This is a genomic window from Gammaproteobacteria bacterium, assembly GCA_030949385.1.
GTDB lineage: Bacteria > Pseudomonadota > Gammaproteobacteria > JAUZRS01 > JAUZRS01 > JAUZRS01.
Genome location: JAUZSP010000001.1, coordinates 1 through 19,689 on the forward strand (window position 1 = coordinate 1; position 19,689 = coordinate 19,689).

At 37.1% G+C, this 19,689-nt stretch carries 16 protein-coding genes; 15 read left to right on the forward strand and 1 reads right to left on the reverse strand.

All coding sequences use genetic code 11. From position 1 onward, the window contains the following. Positions 1-717 (forward strand): hypothetical protein (locus Q9O24_00005; protein ID MDQ7073575.1); only part of this gene is annotated, 717 nt, incomplete at its 5' end. A 55-nt stretch (positions 718-772) separates the two neighbouring features. Here the strand turns inward: Q9O24_00005 and Q9O24_00010 are convergent. After that, complete coding sequence (locus Q9O24_00010; GenBank protein ID MDQ7073576.1) at positions 773-1,975, reverse strand: transposase; 1,203 nt, start codon at positions 1,973-1,975, stop codon at positions 773-775. Between the two features lie 617 nt (positions 1,976-2,592). On the opposite strand from Q9O24_00010, the gene Q9O24_00015 reads away from it, so the two are divergent. The 14 genes from Q9O24_00015 (at position 2,593) to Q9O24_00080 (ending at position 19,559) form a co-directional block, all read left to right on the forward strand. After that, positions 2,593-3,303, forward strand: coding sequence for a VWA domain-containing protein (locus Q9O24_00015; protein MDQ7073577.1), 711 nt, complete (start codon positions 2,593-2,595; stop codon positions 3,301-3,303). Beyond that, positions 3,303-4,550 carry a hypothetical protein gene (locus Q9O24_00020; protein MDQ7073578.1) on the forward strand — a complete coding sequence of 416 codons (1,248 nt, stop codon included), beginning with the start codon at positions 3,303-3,305 and terminating at the stop codon, positions 4,548-4,550. The genes Q9O24_00015 and Q9O24_00020 overlap by 1 nt, the downstream gene beginning before the upstream one ends. After that, positions 4,516-4,878, forward strand: a complete 363-nt coding sequence (locus tag Q9O24_00025) for a hypothetical protein (GenBank protein MDQ7073579.1) — start codon at positions 4,516-4,518, stop codon at positions 4,876-4,878. The genes Q9O24_00020 and Q9O24_00025 overlap by 35 nt, the downstream gene beginning before the upstream one ends. A 90-nt stretch (positions 4,879-4,968) precedes the next feature. After that, entirely contained in the window at positions 4,969-5,571 is a 603-nt protein-coding gene (locus Q9O24_00030; protein MDQ7073580.1) for a hypothetical protein, read from the forward strand. A 118-nt stretch (positions 5,572-5,689) separates the two neighbouring features. After that, positions 5,690-7,588: an AAA family ATPase gene (locus Q9O24_00035; protein MDQ7073581.1), complete on the forward strand. Its 1,899-nt coding sequence runs from the start codon at positions 5,690-5,692 to the stop codon at positions 7,586-7,588. Continuing rightward, positions 7,554-8,864 (forward strand): DUF1887 domain-containing protein, encoded by a 1,311-nt coding sequence (locus Q9O24_00040; GenBank protein MDQ7073582.1) that lies wholly within the window; start codon positions 7,554-7,556, stop codon positions 8,862-8,864. Before Q9O24_00035 ends, Q9O24_00040 begins: the two co-directional genes overlap by 35 nt. Next, the gene (locus tag Q9O24_00045) at positions 8,861-9,442 is read left to right on the forward strand and encodes a VWA domain-containing protein (protein MDQ7073583.1); all 582 of its coding nucleotides are present in this window, start codon (positions 8,861-8,863) and stop codon (positions 9,440-9,442) included. The genes Q9O24_00040 and Q9O24_00045 overlap by 4 nt, the downstream gene beginning before the upstream one ends. Next, positions 9,435-10,154 carry a PP2C family serine/threonine-protein phosphatase gene (locus Q9O24_00050; GenBank protein ID MDQ7073584.1) on the forward strand — a complete coding sequence of 240 codons (720 nt, stop codon included), beginning with the start codon at positions 9,435-9,437 and terminating at the stop codon, positions 10,152-10,154. Before Q9O24_00045 ends, Q9O24_00050 begins: the two co-directional genes overlap by 8 nt. Next, positions 10,151-11,683, forward strand: coding sequence for a lipopolysaccharide kinase (locus Q9O24_00055; protein MDQ7073585.1), 1,533 nt, complete (start codon positions 10,151-10,153; stop codon positions 11,681-11,683). Before Q9O24_00050 ends, Q9O24_00055 begins: the two co-directional genes overlap by 4 nt. Further along, positions 11,680-15,030 carry an AAA domain-containing protein gene (locus Q9O24_00060; GenBank protein ID MDQ7073586.1) on the forward strand — a complete coding sequence of 1,117 codons (3,351 nt, stop codon included), beginning with the start codon at positions 11,680-11,682 and terminating at the stop codon, positions 15,028-15,030. Before Q9O24_00055 ends, Q9O24_00060 begins: the two co-directional genes overlap by 4 nt. After that, the gene (locus Q9O24_00065) at positions 15,027-17,147 is read left to right on the forward strand and encodes a hypothetical protein (protein ID MDQ7073587.1); all 2,121 of its coding nucleotides are present in this window, start codon (positions 15,027-15,029) and stop codon (positions 17,145-17,147) included. Before Q9O24_00060 ends, Q9O24_00065 begins: the two co-directional genes overlap by 4 nt. A 1-nt stretch (position 17,148) precedes the next feature. Further along, positions 17,149-19,116 carry a chromosome partitioning protein ParA gene (locus Q9O24_00070; protein MDQ7073588.1) on the forward strand — a complete coding sequence of 656 codons (1,968 nt, stop codon included), beginning with the start codon at positions 17,149-17,151 and terminating at the stop codon, positions 19,114-19,116. Between the two features lie 40 nt (positions 19,117-19,156). Beyond that, positions 19,157-19,339 (forward strand): hypothetical protein, encoded by a 183-nt coding sequence (locus Q9O24_00075; protein MDQ7073589.1) that lies wholly within the window; start codon positions 19,157-19,159, stop codon positions 19,337-19,339. Next, positions 19,305-19,559, forward strand: a complete 255-nt coding sequence (locus Q9O24_00080; protein MDQ7073590.1) for a hypothetical protein — start codon at positions 19,305-19,307, stop codon at positions 19,557-19,559. Before Q9O24_00075 ends, Q9O24_00080 begins: the two co-directional genes overlap by 35 nt. Positions 19,560-19,689: the final 130 nt, after the last annotated feature.

Here is a 19,689-nt window from a genome sequence, read left to right on the forward strand (position 1 = left end):
GAGAATCTACCGCTGTGGAAAGAGGAGGCCGAGGCGTTAATCGAGACCTTTAATCGCCATTTTGCCGAAGACGGTCTGCACCTGTGCTGTTTTGATGCTCACCGCTGGTACCTCTGTTTGCCAGAAACCCCAGACATTGTCTGTGCGGATCTGGATCAAGTGGTGGGGCGCAGCGTAGAGCCGTTTAATCCGACGGGGCGTTGGGCGAGGCAGTGGAAAAGCTGGCTTACCGAAGCACAGATGCTCTTTTTTGAGCATCCGGTCAATGAGCGGCGTGAAGCGCGTGGGCAGCTGCCGGTCAACAGCCTCTGGCTCTGGGGCGGGGATCGTTTGCCGGAAGGCAGTTTGGTTGAGCCGGTACAGCTGTTCGGTGAGCATGAACTGCTGCGCGGTTTGGCGGCACACTTTGAACTGCCGCTCGCGTCTTTTTCGGCGACGACGATGCGCCCGCTTACGCCTGAAACAACACGGAACTCGGTGCTGCTGGACAACGAAGCCTATAGCCTGTTGATCAACGGTGATCTGCACGGCTGGCGGGAGGCGCTGCCAAAGCTGGAGGCGCACCTGCAACGGGCTGAAACGCTGCTGCGTGAGGGGGTGTTTTCTGAGTTGGAACTGCTGCCACTGAACGGCCATGTGTATCGTTTGAACCGCTGGCGTTTGCGTCAGTTTTGGCGCAGGGGATCGTCTCTTGCTGCGCATTTTTTCCCGAGTTAGTTTGTTTTTTTGGTTTGTAATTTTCCCTTCTACTCTTACAATACTTCGGACAGTTTTAAACCTGAATAGCCCCATACTCACTCAGCTCATGGTAAACCGCCTCGACTTTTTGACAAGATCTCTCCAAACCTAACTTGTCAAAAAGTATTTTCATCAAATATTGATTGAATTTCTTGCGTCGCCACGAGGCAATCGAAATCACCGAAGGCTCAGGGTTGTTCTTGTCCTTACGGTCTTCCAGCTTCAATAAATTCAGTGCGGTGAACGAGGCATTAATATGAGTTTGAATGGCCTCTGGGCAACGCGCTTGGCAATCCATTAAACCCGTATGTTGCTTGGCTTCACGAAACAAAAATTCAATCTGAAAACGAGCGGTGTAATATTCGACAATCTTTTCTGGAGCCAACTCCGAATCCGTAGAAAACAGCAGAGCCGAACGGACTTTTGTCTTCTGCTCCCATCGCAGCAGCACCACACGGATTTTCCGTTTGAAACAACACGAGTGAACCACGGCGCTGTAAATCGATACCCCCTTATCCATTACGCCACACGCATCAAAACGGGACAGCTCCGTTTGGAAATTGACTTTACCATCGTACGTTTTAGGACGTCCTTTGCCACCGTATTCGCCCTCAAAATACCAGCTTAGGTTGGCATCTGAACGCAGCTTTCCAATCAGGTGTAAGTCATCTGAACAGACCGCATCGACAAACTTCACCTTGCTGTAGTAGGCGTCTGCGGTAAGGTAGCGAATGCCTTGCGCTTGAAGATCACAGGCAAGGTCACAAACCTGTTTCGCGTAGCAGTCCACTCGGCTCTCACCCTCTTTCTGTTCCGAGTCCAACGTTTGGCGAGCCTCCAGCGCGTAAGCGGTTCGACTTTGAAGATCAATTCGGCAAACCAACGACAACTCCAATCCCACCATGGCTTGCCCCAAAGCGCCGTTGTAAAACCAACCCAACCCTGCTGTTTTCTGACCACTTTTTTTCATAAAGCTGGCATCAATGGCGGCAATTTGATCGTGCTTTTGTGGCAGCTCTTTTTGAAGTAGGCGTCTGTTGAATTGTGCAAAATCAAATGAACGTCGAAACCAACGCGACAGACGTTTTTCATGCAACGAACTGTAACGACTCAAATTACGAAAAGTGGCTTTCCCTTGAAAAACCATCAATGCGGAAAACAGAGCTGAGAGAAAAAGACGTTGTGGTTTTTTAACACTGGACATGGAGAGTAAAACCGATTCTACTATGGATTCCACGGGCGGCCTTCTTTGATTGTCGTTTTTTGAGAACTCTATTTTCTCAGAATCCGCCTGTGGTTCCTATCTTTTTCTCTCTAAAACTGTCCGAAGTATTGCTCTTAGGTGTAATCAGTAATTTTTAACTGATTTTACGCAGTTACTGCTTGGTAAAGCACGCTGGCTAAAGAGTCGTGGGCAGAACGCCAGTAAAAGCAAGAAAGAGCAAATCCCCCTCATTCCCCCTTTTTCAAAGCAGGAAGCCAAAGCACTTATTTCATAGCAAGCTTCAAATAACACCATCTGATTTCCCCGCATCAATGAAAGTGTGCATAGGGGAGATTTATTTTTTTCTCGTCGTTCCCGAGAAGGCGGGAATCCATAGGGACTGTCATTGCTTCATGTGGATTCTCGCCTGCGCGAGAATGACGTGGGTTGAGGTTCTCTTCGTTTCTTACCCACCCACTACATAGCATCATAATTTAAGATTTTAAAGTCTCCATCATGTTCTTATTATAATGCTAATAAATATTAGGATTTTTTCTTGTATATATGTCGGTTTTACATTACTCTTGCTCCCATTGAGTTTGATGGTTATGCGTTAAATAGCTGAAGAATTGTAAGAAAGGAAATTTATTATGTTCGATCCATCTAGTTTTACCACCCCAAAAGCGAAACCACTTCCTGTTGTTCTTCTTTTGGATGTAAGCTCCAGCATGTCTGGGGAAAAGATAGATAACTTAAACAATGCCGTTAAAGAAATGCTAGCTACTTTAGCGCAAGAAGAAAAAATGGAAACAGAAATCCTTATATCAGTCATTACTTTTGGCAGAGAGGTTGAGCTGCATACGCCATTTACAAAGGCATCAAATATAAAATGGTGTGACCTCGAAGTAAGTGGAGCAACTCCAATGGGAAAGGCACTAGAAATGGCTAAAGCTATGATTGAGGATAAAAAAATAACACCCTCAAGAGCGTATCGTCCAACAATAGTACTTGTCTCAGATGGACAGCCTAATGATAGTTGGGAGAGTCCACTTGATGGCTTTGTTAGAGAAGGACGTTCTTCTAAATGTGACCGTATGGCAATGGCTATAGGACGCGATGCCGATGAAGCGATATTAAAGCGTTTTATCGAAGGTACACCTCATGAGCTATTTACTGCTGAAGGTGCAGGGCAACTTCATGAGTTTTTTCAGAGAGTAACTATGTCAGTCACCATGCGAACTCAGTCTAAGAACCCAAATGAAGTGCCTGCATCTCTATCAATGGATAGAGATTCTACTAATACTAAAACTGAAAATATTCATTCTTCATCGGTAGAAGATCAGGATGAAGGGTACTGGTAATGTCTAAGGAAGAAAATGTTCAAGGCAATGGCTTAGTCGAAGTCATCCTTCGTGCAAATGAAAACCCAAAGCAGTCATCAGAGCAGTTATCTAAACAGCTTTTTTTATCTAATAAGGATCAAGTTAATATAAGAACAACATTTTCTAGTTTTATGCGTTCATATAAAACTAAATCAGTAGATTTAACGGATGCTAAATGGTTGGCAAATGAGTTTAGTAAATACCCAAAGCTTTGGCTAACTGAGCATGAGCGAGAGCAGGATGCGAATACAATAATAGGGAGTATTGACAATTTTGAAACGGCGAAAAATGAACTTAATAATTATTATGACCGAGGTCTGAGTCGTGATAACTGGCTAAAAGATAAGATTGAAATATCTTCAAAAGCTAATGGGGTAAATGACTTTAATCAATATGCTAGTACTATTGACACAGCTCTTGATCAAGCAAATAGGAATAATGTCGATGTTATTTATAATAAAAATGGTCAAATAAGTCTAAATCCTAACCTTGATGGATTTATTGCAGAACATCACCACGCAAATACATTTAATATTGATGCCGCAGCCAGGGGTAGTGAATATCGTGCAGAAGTATTAGAGCCAAAACTTGGGGGTTCTTTTGGCAAGAATACGGTTGATGTTGTTATCAAAGATGGCGAAGGGAGGATTATAAGAAAATATCAATCAAAATATGGAGCCGATGCAAAAAGTACAGAAAAAGCACTAGAGAAAGGAGATTATCGTGGTCAGCGTAAACTTGTGCCTAGGGATCAAGGTAAAGATATAGATAACAGCACTGAGACCATTGAAGTTGATGGTGTGTCTTCTGAACCATTATCAAAAAAAGAAGCAAAGGAATTTCAAAGGAAAGCTCAGGAAGATGCACTAGCTAAAAAATATGATTGGAATGAAACAAGTCATGTTGATATCAGTAAACATATTGGTAAACAAGCAGGTATGGCTGCGGCACTCTCAGTAGGATTTCAAGGCGTAAGAATATTAGGTAGGCGTATTTGGAATGGTATTACAGGAAAAGAGAATAAAGCTGTTGGAGAAGACGTACAAGAATTTGTAGAAAGCGCCATAAAATCTGGCGCATCAGTCGGCTTAACGGTTGCCGCAACTGGGGCTGTAACTGTTGCCATTAAAAGTGGTTGGTTGGGTCAAGATTTAAAAAAATACACCTGTTGGACGTATTGCCAATGGAGTAATGGTCGGCATCGAGAACTTGAAAACCTTGTATAGGTTTGGCAAAGGTGAAATAACAGGTACAGAAGCATTAGATCAAGCAGGTAATACCACATGCAGTATGCTAGGAGGCATCATGGGTGGGACTGAAGGTGCATCAATAGGAGCCAGTATAGGTACAGTATTTGGGCCTGTTGGTACTGTGATTGGAGGTGTTGCGGGGGGGGTGATCGGGGGCATAGCAGGCAGTACTATTGGTGAGGCTATTTATGAAGGAGGAAAAAAAATAGTTTCGACTGTTGTGAGTACAGTCAAGTCTTTAGCTTCGAGTGTTTCTAGTATGGCTTCTTCAGCTTGGAATGCCTTTACAGGGCTATTCTCATGAATATAAAAAAATTCAATTATTGATCGCATATATTCTGGTATTGCTGGTATTTGTATACAGACTGCTGAGGAGTTTCGGGCTGATGATGTTGTGGCTGAAGTCGCAGATAAATTAAAGTTTGAAATAAGAGAGTGGAATCTTGGGCATGGCTGGGTAGATTTTAAAAATAAACGTCCGCAAAGCAATGCAGGCATAGATATAAACTTCTGTCAGAATATTTCAGAATTGCTTGACCTTAATTTGAATAACACACTAATTGTATTGAAAAATATAGATTTTGTTTTAAAAGACGATGCAGCTATTGCTAGGTTACAACAGCTATTGAACCGTATTACAAAACACTACCCTGAAAAATCTTGTATATTACTTATTGGTGCGAATATAAAAATACCTGATACTATCAATTCAATGGTTTCAATAGTCGATTTAAATACTCCATCAGCAGGTGAAATAAATGAGATAATTAAAGCCTTCTGCAAAAAAGAACAGGTAACTATATCAAGCCAGATACTATCTAGGCTTTCGATAATTTGCTCTGGTATGAGTGAAATAACAATGATTCAATCCCTAAAAAAAGCGACTCTGGGAAATAAAAAACGACTGACTGATAATGTTTTTGATGTGATGTTGCATGAAAAGGAACAATCAATAAAAAAAAAGCGGAATTTTAGAGTTTCTACCGCTCAACGATAGCATTGAAGAAATTGGTGGTCTTGAAAATCTGAAGGTCTGGTTAAAACGAAAAGAAAGAGTCATCAATGACCTAGATAGAGCAAAGGCATTTGGTATATCGCCCCCTAAAGGCGTACTGATCGCAGGAATGCCTGGTTGTGGAAAATCCTTAACAGCAAAAGCCACGGGAAGCTTATTCCAATTACCTCTAGTGAAGCTTGATATCGGCTCATTGCTTGGAAAATATGTGGGGGAAAGTGAAGCCAATATGAAAAAAGCATTACGCATGGCTGAACAAGTTAGTCCCTGTGTATTATGGATTGATGAAATTGAAAAAGCATTTTCTGGGGTTGCAGGTAGTTCAGGTGGAGGCTCTGAAGTCACCACGCGGTTATTTGGTTTATTTTTATCTTGGATGCAAGAAAAGCCCAGCGCCGTTTTTGTTATAGCAACAGCAAATAATGTGAGTGTGCTGCCCCCAGAGTTATTAAGAAAAGGCCGTTTTGATGAGATTTTCTATGTCGATTTTCCAAATATGTCAGAACGACAAAAGATTTTAGAAATTCATCTAAAAGATAAACGAACAAGCAAGATTAATTATGAGCAGTTAGCAGAAAAAACAGAGGGTTATACAGGGTCTGATATTGAAGGGCTCATTAATGATTCACTTGAAAAAACCTTTGTTCAAGGTGGTAACGTATTGTCAAATGAAGATATTATTACTGTATTAAGTACGATTACTCCATTAAAAGAAAGCTTAAAAGACAGTATTGAAGAGTTTGAAAAAACATTTGAAAACTTTAAATTAAAACCCGCTTCATTTGATAAAGGTGAGCATCAACAGCTACTGAAAGATTCGAAAAGTAGAGATCCTGTGACAAGAGAAATGGTTGCTGATAATGAAAATTGTCCTGTAGGTATTCTAGAAAAATTGATAGATGACAGTGATGCTAATGTAAAGAAAGCAGTCATAAAAAACCCAAACTGTCCGTCTTATCTGCTCGAAAATATAATGCAAAGCCATCATCCTCAGATCAATTGGAGTGAGTCTTTTACTTGGTCTGATAATTCAAATCTGGTTGATACTGAATTATTTGAATTAGCTCTGAATCATCCAGGTTTAAAGGAAGAGTTTATAGAGAACTTGTATGCAGACAATAAAGTTAGTGACGAACAGCTTATAGAGATAGTACAAAAAAGAAAAAACTTAAAGATTCTTCTAAAGCTCTTTGATGGTGTGCTTGCTAAATCTCCTTCAAATATAAATAAAGGGGTGGTGCGTACTATCCATATAACACAAAAATCTATTATTTCAAAAAGACAAAAGATCATTAGTATAGATGATGAAACTGGTGAGAACAGAGAGATTACTTTTCCTTATGACGGTTTAGTAAAGGACGTAATAGTATTAGAAGGTGATGAAATTAGTGCAGGTCAGAATCTTGTAAAAATATTAGTTCCTAAAAAAAAGTTTAAAAGGAAAAAAATCGTGAAAAAATACTTACTAACTTGGTATGGAATAACCGATTTAAGAGCTTCTTTAGGTATTGAAAAAAGTAATGGGCCGATATTAAGTGCTTTGTTAGAGGAACAATATTCCGATGTTGTCGTGCTAGCCTATAGTAACTCTGAAAAAGATAAAGGTGTATCAGAAAGTGAATTTTTACAAGAATTAAAAGCAATAGACACTAAAGGTTATCAGGGTTCCTGGGATTTTATTAATAAATATTCTAATACTGAGTTTGCCCATAATCATTTTGAATGTTGGTTAAAAGATAAGCTTAAAAATGAAGGGCAACAAATAAAAATAAATCTTAATCAGGTTTTCTTAAAACATTTAAATGATACTGAGTCAATCTATGAGGCAGCTATTAAGTCACTTGATTCCATATCAGGCCAAAAAAATGAAAAATTAGTGACACTGTATTTAAGTCCAGGTACACCTGTTATGGCATTTGTATGGGCTTTTACTGCATTGAGTCACCCTGAGATCAAAAAAAAGAATGATTGCCTCACCTCATCCAAACAAACCACCTAAAGTAATTTCTTTGCCTAATGACTGGCTGGAGTGGCATGGAAAACAACTTAATATAGATACATCTAACAGTACAAAATACGATGTTATATTTCATTTGTTTGGTGAACAAAGAATGCCAAGCCTGTTGGGTGTTTTACAATTTACAAGCAAAGTTCATGTGTTTGTAAATTCAAAAAAATATCCAGCCGAGGTAATGAAACAATTTATTACCGATGGGGGATTTTATGAAATACCTGTTGATCCCTTTGATCCTGAAAGTGTTAGGACTAGTATTTTAAGAAAAATTGAAGAACTTCCTGAAAATGTACGTATAGGGTTTAATTTAACTGGCGGCACAAAGTTGATGTACGCAGGGGCATTAAATGCTTGCAGAAATGTTAACGCAACCCCTTTTTACTTTGACAGTGAAAATAACAAGGTTATTTTTCTTAATGATTTTAAAATAGAAAGCATAAAACCTATTGATTCAGTAGAAACATTTATAAAGCTAAATGGTGATGATCTAATTATTACGAAGAATGGATCCTGGGAGGATATCTCTAATATCAATCATCCTAAGAGAAGAAGTTTAACACTAAAGCTATGGCAATATCGATCAAGGGTCGCAAAGCTATACAGAGAACTTTGCAATTATAATGATGAGAAGAATTTAAAGACTTTTGATATAAAAAATAATAGTGCTGGAATATCTTTATCACTGAAGGGAAATAAGCAAGCTGAAATAATTTTTACTGACAGGAAAGGGGAAGACTTAAGATTTACTTTTGATGAATGGCATGATTTTGCTATATATATATCTGGTGGATGGTTGGAAGAATACACCTATATGCTATTGGAACCCTTCGTATCGTCAGGTCATATTAAAGATATACGTATAGGATTAGAAGTATCGTTCAAAGAAAAAAAGAAACCTATTACACAAGGGGGTAACAGTATAAGTGATCAATTAAGTAGTCTGTTAAGTGATCAAAAGGAGTTTCAAAATACATTAACTGATACTTACCAAGAACTAGATATTGTTTTTACGGATGGTAAAAAACTTTTCATTATTGAATGTAAAGCAGGGAATACAAAAAGTGATCATATTATGAAACTTGATAATATTGTCAGATATTTTGGAGGTATTCAAGGCAAAGGGGTTCTAGCTTCTTGTTTTATGCCTAATAGCAATGTAGTTAAAAAGAAAATTGCAGATGCTATGAATCTAGATTCTGTGGCAGGTCGTGATTTTTCTCATCAACTAGAGTCGTATATCAAACGGATAACTAGAAGATGAATAAAGTGCTTTATGTCTTTATAGATTCTTCAGGAAGTATGGCTGAAATGGGTAAAATTCTTCTGCAAAGAAACCTGTGTCGCTTTATCTCTCAGCTTCCTAGTATTAATAATAAATATTTGAAGCTTGATATAGATTTTTATAATTGGAATTCATCTATAACCGCATTTAATCTTCAATCCAATGGTGATATTCCAGAAATCATCCCTCAGGAAACTGTCGATTTAAACACTTTAGCTAGCTTTTTATACGACCTATCAACAAAAGATCAACAGAAAGATATATATGTACTGCTGTTAACTGATGGTGGCTTTGAAAGTGGTTCTATTTCAAAGTTTAACCGTAAGGTCAATAAGTTCTCTAATTTGAAACTACAAGTTGTGGCTGTTGGAGCAGATGCAAATATTTTTAACTTAGAAAAAATATTACCTAATCAAAAAGTCTATTTAGCAGAAGATATTTCAGGAGCTGTTTATTCACTCATTTTTGATCACTCTAATGATGGTGTAGCTCCTGTATCTATTCATGATTTGAAGACTTCTAAAACAGAAGTTGTTGAGGATGATTGGGATGCATGATACATGGCAGAGTTGGGGGGCTAGTCTGATAGGGCCCGCTCATGCTAGAAGTGGGATTCAGAATCAGGATTCATGGATTGCACGCAAATATATATGGGGCAATGTAGTGGTAGTGGCTGATGGTCTAGGTAGCAAGCCTCATTCAGGGGTTGGATCAAAAGCTGTTTGTATGGCAGTTGTCGAAGCCTCAAAAATATACCGAAATAATTCTCAAGAAAAACCAAATGATTTGTTAAGACTCGTACATTCTATTTGGCGGATAAATATATCGCCATTCTCAGTTTCTGATTGTGCTACTACCTGTTTGTTTGCACTCCAAATAAACGAATTGATCATACTGGGTCGGCTTGGTGATGGAATGATCTGCGTTATTGGTAATGAAGATAAAAACAATCGTACTCTATCTGATAATAAACACAGTTCCTTTTCTAATTACACGGATAGCTTAAGACAGAATTTTGATGACAATCAATGGGAAATTGTCACACTAAACGCTGAGCAGTGTAATGCGATTCTTTTGTGTACAGATGGTATATCAGATGATTTGTTACCTGAAAAAAAACAAGATTTTTGTAAAAGTTTTATTACAGAGTTTTCTAGGCAACCTACAAAAAAAAGAAATAAGAGCATAAAAAAGATGTTGAATAATTGGCCTGTTCCGCATCATTCAGATGATAAAACCATAGCCTGTTTGATGAGGGTTACCGAATGAATCAAGATCAATTTATTGATGAGTATCATTATGTTCACAGACAAGATAAAGAACTTGGAAAAGGTGGGCAAGGGGTTGTTTTTCGCACTAAAGACCCTGATTTAGCCATTAAGCTTGTGACAGATGAAGCGGGTAATCCTTTAACTCAGAATGAACATATAAGAAAGTATTCAGAGCGTTTTGAACGCGTAAAACTACTCCCAATTCCTCAAGATATTAATATATCAACCCCCGTTGCTTTATTAAAAGAACACGCGGGATACGTTATGCCACTATTAAATGAAATGGTTCCATTTAGTGACTTTTGGCTTGATGGAAAAGTAGCAAAGGAGATTAAGAGAGAAGATATTCCTAGCTGGTTATTACCAAAAGGAAATAGCGATGAAGAGATTTCACAGGAAAATGAAGATAAATTAAAACCCTTGAAAGAAATTGTTCACTATCATAATACAGGTGGACTAAGACGAAGGCTTCATGTGCTTTACAAATGTGCATCACTATTGGCTCGACTTCATGGTACGGGACTTGTTTATGGTGATATTTCACCAAATAATATTTTTATATCAAACGATTCAAGTCATTCTTCCGTCTGGTTGATTGATGCAGACAATATTCGGTTTGAAATAAGCTCAAACAGTGGGATTGTTTATACGCCTAAGTATGGTGCGCCAGAATTGGTGCAAGAAAAAGACGGAGCTAGACCGATTAGTGATTGTCATGCGTTTGCAGTGGTTGCCTTTTACTTGCTTGCGTTAATACATCCCTTTATTGGGCAAAAGGTTGATGGTAGTGACGAAGATGATTGGGCTGATGAAGAAAATGATGGGGAGGGTGCTGAAGATAGGGCCTATGCTGGAATTTTTCCATGGGTTGATGATGAAGAGGATGATTCAAATGCATCAATGAGTGGCTTACCCAGAGTTTTGCTACTCACCCCTAAATTACAACAATTGTTTCAACAAACCTTGGGTGCTGGTAGAGGGCAGCCTTGGTTAAGACCTTCCATTTATCATTGGCCTGAAGCGCTTGCTCAAGCAACAGATCTTACCGTGCAATGCCCCAATTGTTCCATGAGTTACTACCACAATTATAAAGATGCAGAAATAGAGGTGTTTCAATGTCCTTATTGCAATACACCAAGACCTGCAATGATTAAAATAGAAAGCTACCCGTGGCAAGGGGATCAAGGTATCCCAAAGGAGCCTATTTGGTCATATACCCATGAGGTACACGATAATTCATTGATTACACTTCCAAATAGAGTCCTTACTGAGTTTTCAATGGTAGATAGTGATAAAGCCGAATTAACGATAAAAATAGCTAAAGACCATATTTTATTAAAAAAAGTTGATAATTCTAGCCTTAATATTTCCATTGCAGTGAATGACTCAAACAGTGGAGACTTTAAGGATCTATATTCTCAAAGTAAGTTAATAATTAAGCCAGCTAAAGAACTAAATTTTTGGTTGTTTATTAATACTAAAGTCCCTCGTTTAGTCTCTCTGAAAATAGAAAGGGGGATTAAATGAAACTCAAAGATATTCAAGCTGAGATTAAATTTGATCTTTGGGTGAAGCCTTTTTCAGATAAGCTCATAGAAGAAGGTATAGGTCAGATTAGCCACACAAGAAATAGAAATACTTATAACCTATTTATAAATAAAACCTTGTGTAAGGTATCACTAAGAGACAGTCGTTGTTCCATAGATTTGGACTTTCACTTGAAACGAGGCTGTGCAAACCTAGTTGAGGTTACTCAAATAACAAAAGATGGTAGTGCCCAGATAGTCATTGTTTTTTTCAATGGTGCGATTGTTGAAATGGATGCTGTCGAAATTGGTATTGATGATCATATTGAAACTACGGTAAAAGAAAGTGGCGTTCGTTTTAAGGACATTGAAGCGCTTGGAAAACACCTCACTCAGATATTTTTAATAAAAAGTAATGGTGATGAGTTCTTTCTTATGCTTTCAGGAAAATCAGCAGATAATGATTTTGACTTCAGCGAAGATGACGATGTCATTATTGAAGAAAAACACCGAGCTTTTTCACTTTATGGTGAAAGAATTAGAATCCCTGTTGAAAAAAAATTATTATCTCGTATTGATGAAATATTTCATGCTACGAAAATAATATTTAAAGATAAACAGCAAGCTAATGGGGCACTTCGTTTAGTCAGAGGAAAATTAACATTCAGTTCTTTACCAGAACGCATAAAAGCAATAGCTTCGGGGGTAATAAGTCAACTAACAAAAGAGAAAGGGAGTTATTTAAAACAATGGGATAAATATGGAGCTGTTGAAGGTGACTTGTTACTTAACAAAGCAAAATATGTTGGAAAAATAGCTTATAGCCGTACTGAAAAAACAAATAAAGGTGTCAAGTTTTTTATTGGAAATGGTATTGAAGACCAGATAAAACATTTATCTGAAGATGATGCTTTAGAAATAACCCAAGAAGAACCTACTTATCTAAAAGATTTAGGATTAAGCTGGGATGATTACAGTAAACATCTAGAAGAAGAATTTAATAATAATAAAAAACACAAAATAGTATTTGCGCCGATAACAAAACTATCTACAGATAGTATTGAGTTAAAATTAGACGTTATACCTAAAAATGAAGATGACAATCTGTTTCTTATGCTTTCTATTAATGGTGATAAAATACAAATAGAAAGAAGAATGAAAGCACGCTCAGCTGTCCTTGAAGGTAGAAGTGCAAACCCATTATTAGGGTTAATAATAGAAGAAAATGGCGAACTGCCTGAAGTACAAAGAACAACCAAATTTAAACCCTTAACACCTTTTGTAAAAAATAAAATATTCGAATATGACCCAACGCCAAAACAAAGAGAAGCGATTGATATAGCACTAAATACCCCTGATATTGCCCTGATTCAAGGGCCGCCAGGTACAGGTAAAACAACGGTAGTGACTGCAATATTAGAACGTTTGAATGAAGAATTTGATAAAACAAATTCCATACGGGGGCAAATACTTGTTTCAGGATATCAGCATGATGCCGTTGAAAATATAGTATCGAGGCTCAGTGTTAATGCGTTACCTGCGGTTAAGTTTGGTACAAGATCAACGGGTTCAGAGTTCACAGAAGATGCGGTCACAAAAAAGCTGTATCAATGGTGTCAGGATATTGCTGATAAGATACGAAATAAGAACCCTCAAATTGCCAAATCAGAAGAGCAGCGACAATTATCTGAACTATTTCGACTCTATGCTATATCACCCTCCCAAAGTAATACAACTAGCTTACTCTGTGGGATATTAAATCTTCCAAGAGATACGGTAACTAAATCATCAATTGTTGAAGCACAAGAAATCTTAAACTCACTTAAAACAATTACGTCACAAGTTGATCATCGCGATATTCGATTAATTCGTGCATTAAGAGTTAGTGAGCAAGGTTTTAAAGACGATGGTGCATCATCTGCTTTGAACCTACTCTTTTCTTATGAGCAAGGAGGAAGAAAATTTGAAAAGGAGCAACAAAAACTGCTTGATCAAGCATCACATTGGCAAGAAGAAAAACCGTTATCTTTTTTGTTTGAGCTTAAAAAATTAAAGAGAGAGTTATTACAGAAGTACTTACCGTCACCTGAATATAAAGTTCAGAAACCACGCGAAGACATTCTAGCATTGGTAGAAAAAGTATCGATAGAACTGAAAAAATCATTATCTTTTGAAAATAAAAGAGATGCTGTTCTTGCTGAATTTTTGCATGAATTAGAAGACAACCCCGATGGTGTTAGAGAAGCTGTGGAGGACTACAACTTCGTGTTTGCTGCAACCACGCAACAATCTGAAGGCTCTGCAATAAGACGTGCTAAAAAAAAATACAAGCAAGATGAGTTTGTGAGGTATGACACGGTTGTTGTTGATGAAGCAGCACGAGTGAGCCCTAGAGATCTACTTATTCCTATGTCTCAGGCAGAAAAACGGATTATCTTGGTGGGAGATCATCGTCAATTACCGCATTTAATTGATGATGAGGTTGCTAGTGCATTAGAAAATAGTGATGCAAAAGAAGGAGTAGAAACTGATTTTGTGAAGAAAAGTATGTTTGAATATTTATTTAAACGTCTCAAAAAGCTTGAACAAAAGGATCGTATTAAACGTACCGTTACGCTAGATTCTCAATATCGTACACATCCTCTACTAGGTGAGTTTGCCAGCCAAAACTTTTATGATCAATATGGTGAGGCTTACCGTTCACCTTTACCAGCAGAACTCTTCGAACAGTCATTGAATGGCATAACCAATAAGGCAGCGATATGGCTTGATGTAAAAAATGAAAAAGGTAGAGAAGAAAAAAAAGGGTTTAGTCGCAAACGAACGGCGGAGGCAAGTGCTATTGCTCGACAATTATCTGAATGGATTAAATCTGATGAAGGGAAAACGCTTTCCTTTGGTGTCATTAGCTTTTATAAGGCACAAGTTTATGAGGTTTTTAACGCACTAAAACAATTTGAAGTCACAGAAGAAGCACAAGATAGATCTTGGCAGATCAAAGATGAATATCGCTTCTTAGAAAATGGAGAAGAGAGACTACGCCTAGGTACTGTGGATTCTTTTCAGGGTATGGAATTTGATATTGTTTTCTTGTCAGTAGTAAGAACACAAGATTTACAACGACTAACATCTTGGATCAGTAAAGAAGAAGATTATCAAAGGATAAAACAAGGTGTGTTTGGTCATCTGATGTCTGAAAACCGTTTATGTGTAAGCATGAGCCGTCAGAAGAAAGCATTGATTGTGGCGGGAGATAGTAACTTATTCACTTCACAGATTGCGATAGATGCTGTCCCCGCTTTAAAGAATTATTTTAATCTCTGTCAATCTGATGGGGTGATTTTATGAGCCAACACACCAAAAACACACGCCCTAAAATACTGAGCATCCCTCAATCACTAAGTGGGATAGATATTGCCGTAAAAAAGGATATTTTATGGCCATGCCATGCTTATAGTATTTCAATACCTCAAAAGAAAAAAAGTAAACTTAATATCTTTGAAGAAACCGTGTTAAAAATGATAGCGGTTGAATCAGGGGATAGTGAAAAGCTAGCATCACTATTATGTATTGAAAAAGAATTAGTATCTTTTATTCAAAATCGCTTAGTGCAATTAGATCTTTTAACAGATAGGTTTGATCTAACGAAGACAGGAACAGAACTAATTACTATTTGGCAGAATAAAACAGAAGATGACTTAGAATATATTTCAGCTACTGTATTTATGGATTTATTGTCTGGTCAAACATTATCTTATCTACATATTGGTGAATTAGCCTTTCAATCGATAAAGATAATAGCAAAAGACAAAACAACTTTTGAAAAAGGTAGTTCAGGAACATCCTATGATATTTCGGCCACAAAAATTGGCCCTTTAAAAGGCGCTTGTTGGAATTCTAAGCCGACAGCTAATGATATTGTAAAAGTATCAAGAGAATATAAAAAACGCTATACGCAATATGCACTTCTTAATCCACAGAGTGAACAAGATCAACCACCTTCGATTCCAAAAGCGGAGGCAATATCAATACAAGATTCTCCTGAGTTAGTGTATCTGCATTGCCAACTGATAATGCAGAAAGGAAATTCTGATGATCTATTAATAACAGATGGTTTTGGTTTTGGTTTTTCTGATAGTTTTTCCAATTATCTACAGAAACAGGACTGGAACTGGATTACAAATTTCAAACGAAAAGCAATGATAGCTGTAAGCGGTAAAGATAAAAAACACGCTAGTCAAAACACTAGAAACAAATCATTTATATATCCTGATATCAGTAAATGTTTGAATAGGTGTAAGAAATCACTCGATGAAATTCAAAATACCGAGAATAATTCTGATGGAGAAAAAAACAAAGAAAGAGAGACTGAAAATACTATTAAGAACCTGTATGTCGCCTTAGAATATTGTTTTCGACAAGTTGTTGTCAATCACCCAGTACCTGAGTGGCAAAGTATTCTTTCAAGCCAAGATTACAAAGAAAATGAGAATTTACTCCATCAATTTGCCGAAAAAATTGGCCTTATAGTAACGCATAAAGAAAAACCTATTCTACAAGTAAAGGCAGGGGCAATTAAGCAAATTGAGTATGGAAAGACGGAATTACAACCCTTATTAGCACTTGCTATTACGGGTGCAAGTAATCAGTCGGATCACCCATTTAACCATCTTGCCAAACAGTATCCATTAGCACTCAAACTATTCCTTGAATTAAAAAGATTAAGAGATCCTATCGCACACGGTAAATCTGATGAGGTGGCTATTGAATATAAGGAATTAAAAATAAATTTTGAAACTATTTCAGACATAATTTTGACTCTATTGCCTGATATCAAGGGTGACTATGACAGTTTTATGAATGAATCATACACTGTAAGTAATGAAATAGATCAGGACAGGTTGAAAGCAGTCATTTTACTTGAAAAGAATTTTACGTTTCCTACGGTAAGTAATATGGAGAAAAACCTTAAAGAGCAGTTGTTAAGAATAGAGATGTATCTCTCAGGTTTTTCAGATAATAATAAAAATCAAATAATAGAGGGTCTGGCATCCTCAATGCAATTACTGCTAGGAGAAATAACGCAAAGGTATAGAGAATATATTCAATCTGATGAGCCTGATAACTATAGGGATCAAGCATTTTATAGAGCGGTTCAATATGGAATGATAAAAAATATAAGTGCTATTCCAGAATCACTATCAACAGTTCAAAAGGATAGGCTAGCAAGAGCTATTCAAGGCAGCCAAAGAGAATCACTAGGGGCAAACTTTATTGCGTTTTTATTTCTTCTGCCTGATGACGATTTCACAACCCTAGATGAAAAAACAAAACTAATAGAAACAGTAGATCAACTGATTACTCTGCGAGGTCACGGTAATCATGAAGTTGATATACCACTAAAGGATTTAACAGAGATGAAAGAGACTGTTTTTACCATCATTAAACGTTTACTGGAGATTTAAAATGGAGAAAGAACCTGAAAACGATATCATTGATAAAAAAGGGTGTGAGGAACAATTAATAGCACTAAAAACTATGATATCTAAAAAGGAAAGTGACTTGAGTCAACGAGAAGAAACACTACAAAATAAGGAGCTTGATCTAAGCAAGCGTGAGATTGATGCACAAAATAATTTTCCTAAATTATTTGAAAATAAATTTTCAGAGTCTATAGAACAATTAAAGAATCGTGGAAATAGTTATACATCTGAATGGAAAAATTTAGAAGCCGAAAAACACAAGCTATGTGATAGAGAACGTGAGATTCAAAAAGATGAAATTGAACGTGATCAGGGATATGCGGATAAGAAATCACAATTAAAAAAAGAACTTATATCTTTAAAAGAAAAACATCAGAAAGAACTAGTTGATGAGCTAGAAAATGAACGAGAAAGGCGACTTGAAGAAATTAACAGGGAAGTAAAATCTATTAGAGGTAGTCTAGAACAGAATAAAGAAGAGCTAGATACACGACAGATGGAGTTAAAAACTCAAGAAGATACCCTAAATTTCAATGAACGACAAATTAACGCTCAACAGTCTTCTCTTCAAGAAAGAATGCAATGTATAGATAAGGAAGTTAATAAGAAGATAGAAGCAAGACAACAATCTTTTGAGGTTGAAAAACAAAGCTTAGAAGTTGAAATAAATCGTTTGCGAAACTCTATATCAAGTAGCTCTGATCTCATTGGGAGCTTTGAAGAATTAAAACGAAAACTTGGGAATGAAGCACCAGAAGCTGTTTTGTTAAAGCTAAAAACGCATGAAGAAACAATAAAAAATTTAGAACAAGAGTTAATTGATAGACCAACGAAAGAAATGCAATTAGAGTTTGATCGACTCAATCAGGAAAAAGAACAATTGGATGATGCCTGTAATAGGTTATCCGATGAAAATGTTGAATTAAAAGAAATCGAAAATACGAAAGAACAACTAGAATTAGAACATACAAGACTATCGAACAAGAACAAGACACTTGTCCAGCTGCATGATTCTATTGGAGCAGATAATAATCGGCTACACGATGAACTCAAACGTCTACAAGCTTCCTATGAAAGAGAAGCAGACAGAGATGCCAGAATTCGAGATATAGAAACCCCTTATATAATTGATTTACCTAGGATTAACTCTAAACAAGATATAAGTGAAATTGAGTGGTTAGATAGCATTAACAATTCGTTTGAAGAGTATGGCTTTAAGTTTCCTAGAAGAATATTATACGCTTTTCATACTGCCCTAAAAACATCGGAGTGGTCACCATTGACTGTATTAGCAGGAGTGAGTGGAACAGGTAAATCAGAGCTACCAAGACTGTACTCACATTTTGGTGGTATTAATTTTTTGAGCTTATCTGTTCAACCAAACTGGGATAGCCAAGAATCTATGCTTGGTTTTTTCAACTCAATTGATAATAAGTTTGATGCTCAGCCTGTACTAAGGTTGCTGACTCAAAGTCAAAATGGTTCGAAAATAAAACGGATAAAAAATAATAAGAAAAAAGCTGAAGAAGATCAGAAAATTGAATATATAGAGGAAGATTACCCTGGCTTAAAAGATTCGGTAAGTATAATCCTCATGGATGAAATGAACTTAGCTCATGTAGAACTCTACTTTGCTGAGTTTCTCAGTAAACTTGAACTGCGACGTGGTACAAGAGGAGATAATATTCCTACTCTGGATATAAAGCTTGGTGCTGGTATTAAGCCCTACAAACTTCCTTTAGGTCGAAATGTACTCTGGGCTGGAACAATGAATCAGGATGAAACTACTAAATCACTATCTGATAAAGTGCTAGATCGTGGAATCGTGATTAATTTCCCACGACCTACAAGTTTTGAACGTCGAAAAAAAACTCAAGCCTCTGGGCAACCAAGAGTCTTTACTGTCAAGGGGAACATGGGAAGGCTGGTGGAAAAAAGAAACTACATTTGAGGATAATGACCTACTCCCATTTAAAGAATTTGTTGAAGAAATGAATGACTCTTTGGCTAAAGTAGGCAAAGCATTGGGACACCGGGTATGGCAATCAATTGAATATTACATGGCAAATTACCCTGATGTTATTCAAGCCCAAGAAGCCAAAGATGATGCTGGGCTAAAAAAGGCAATGAAAACTGCATTTGAAGACCAGCTGGTTCAAAAAAGTGATGCCTAAGCTTAGAGGCATTGAAACACGGGGTAAATCTAAAGCTGATTGTTTAGACCCGATTAGGATCCAATTAGAAGCTGGAGGGTACAATATTGTTGATGATTTTGAACATGCATGTGAGTTTGGTTATGGGCAGTTTATTTGGAGTAGTGCGAATTATCTAAATATTGAAAATTCTTCTGATGCTGACCAAAACCATGAGTCAACCAACCTCTCCGAAGAATAAAATACTATTCCAAAAATAATTAAGGATTATGCAGAAGAGGAGGAAAAAAATTATGGGAAATTACGTTAAAAGAGATTAAAGAAGTAATGGACTGTAGTGCAAAAGAAGCTAAAGAAATAAAACAACGGTT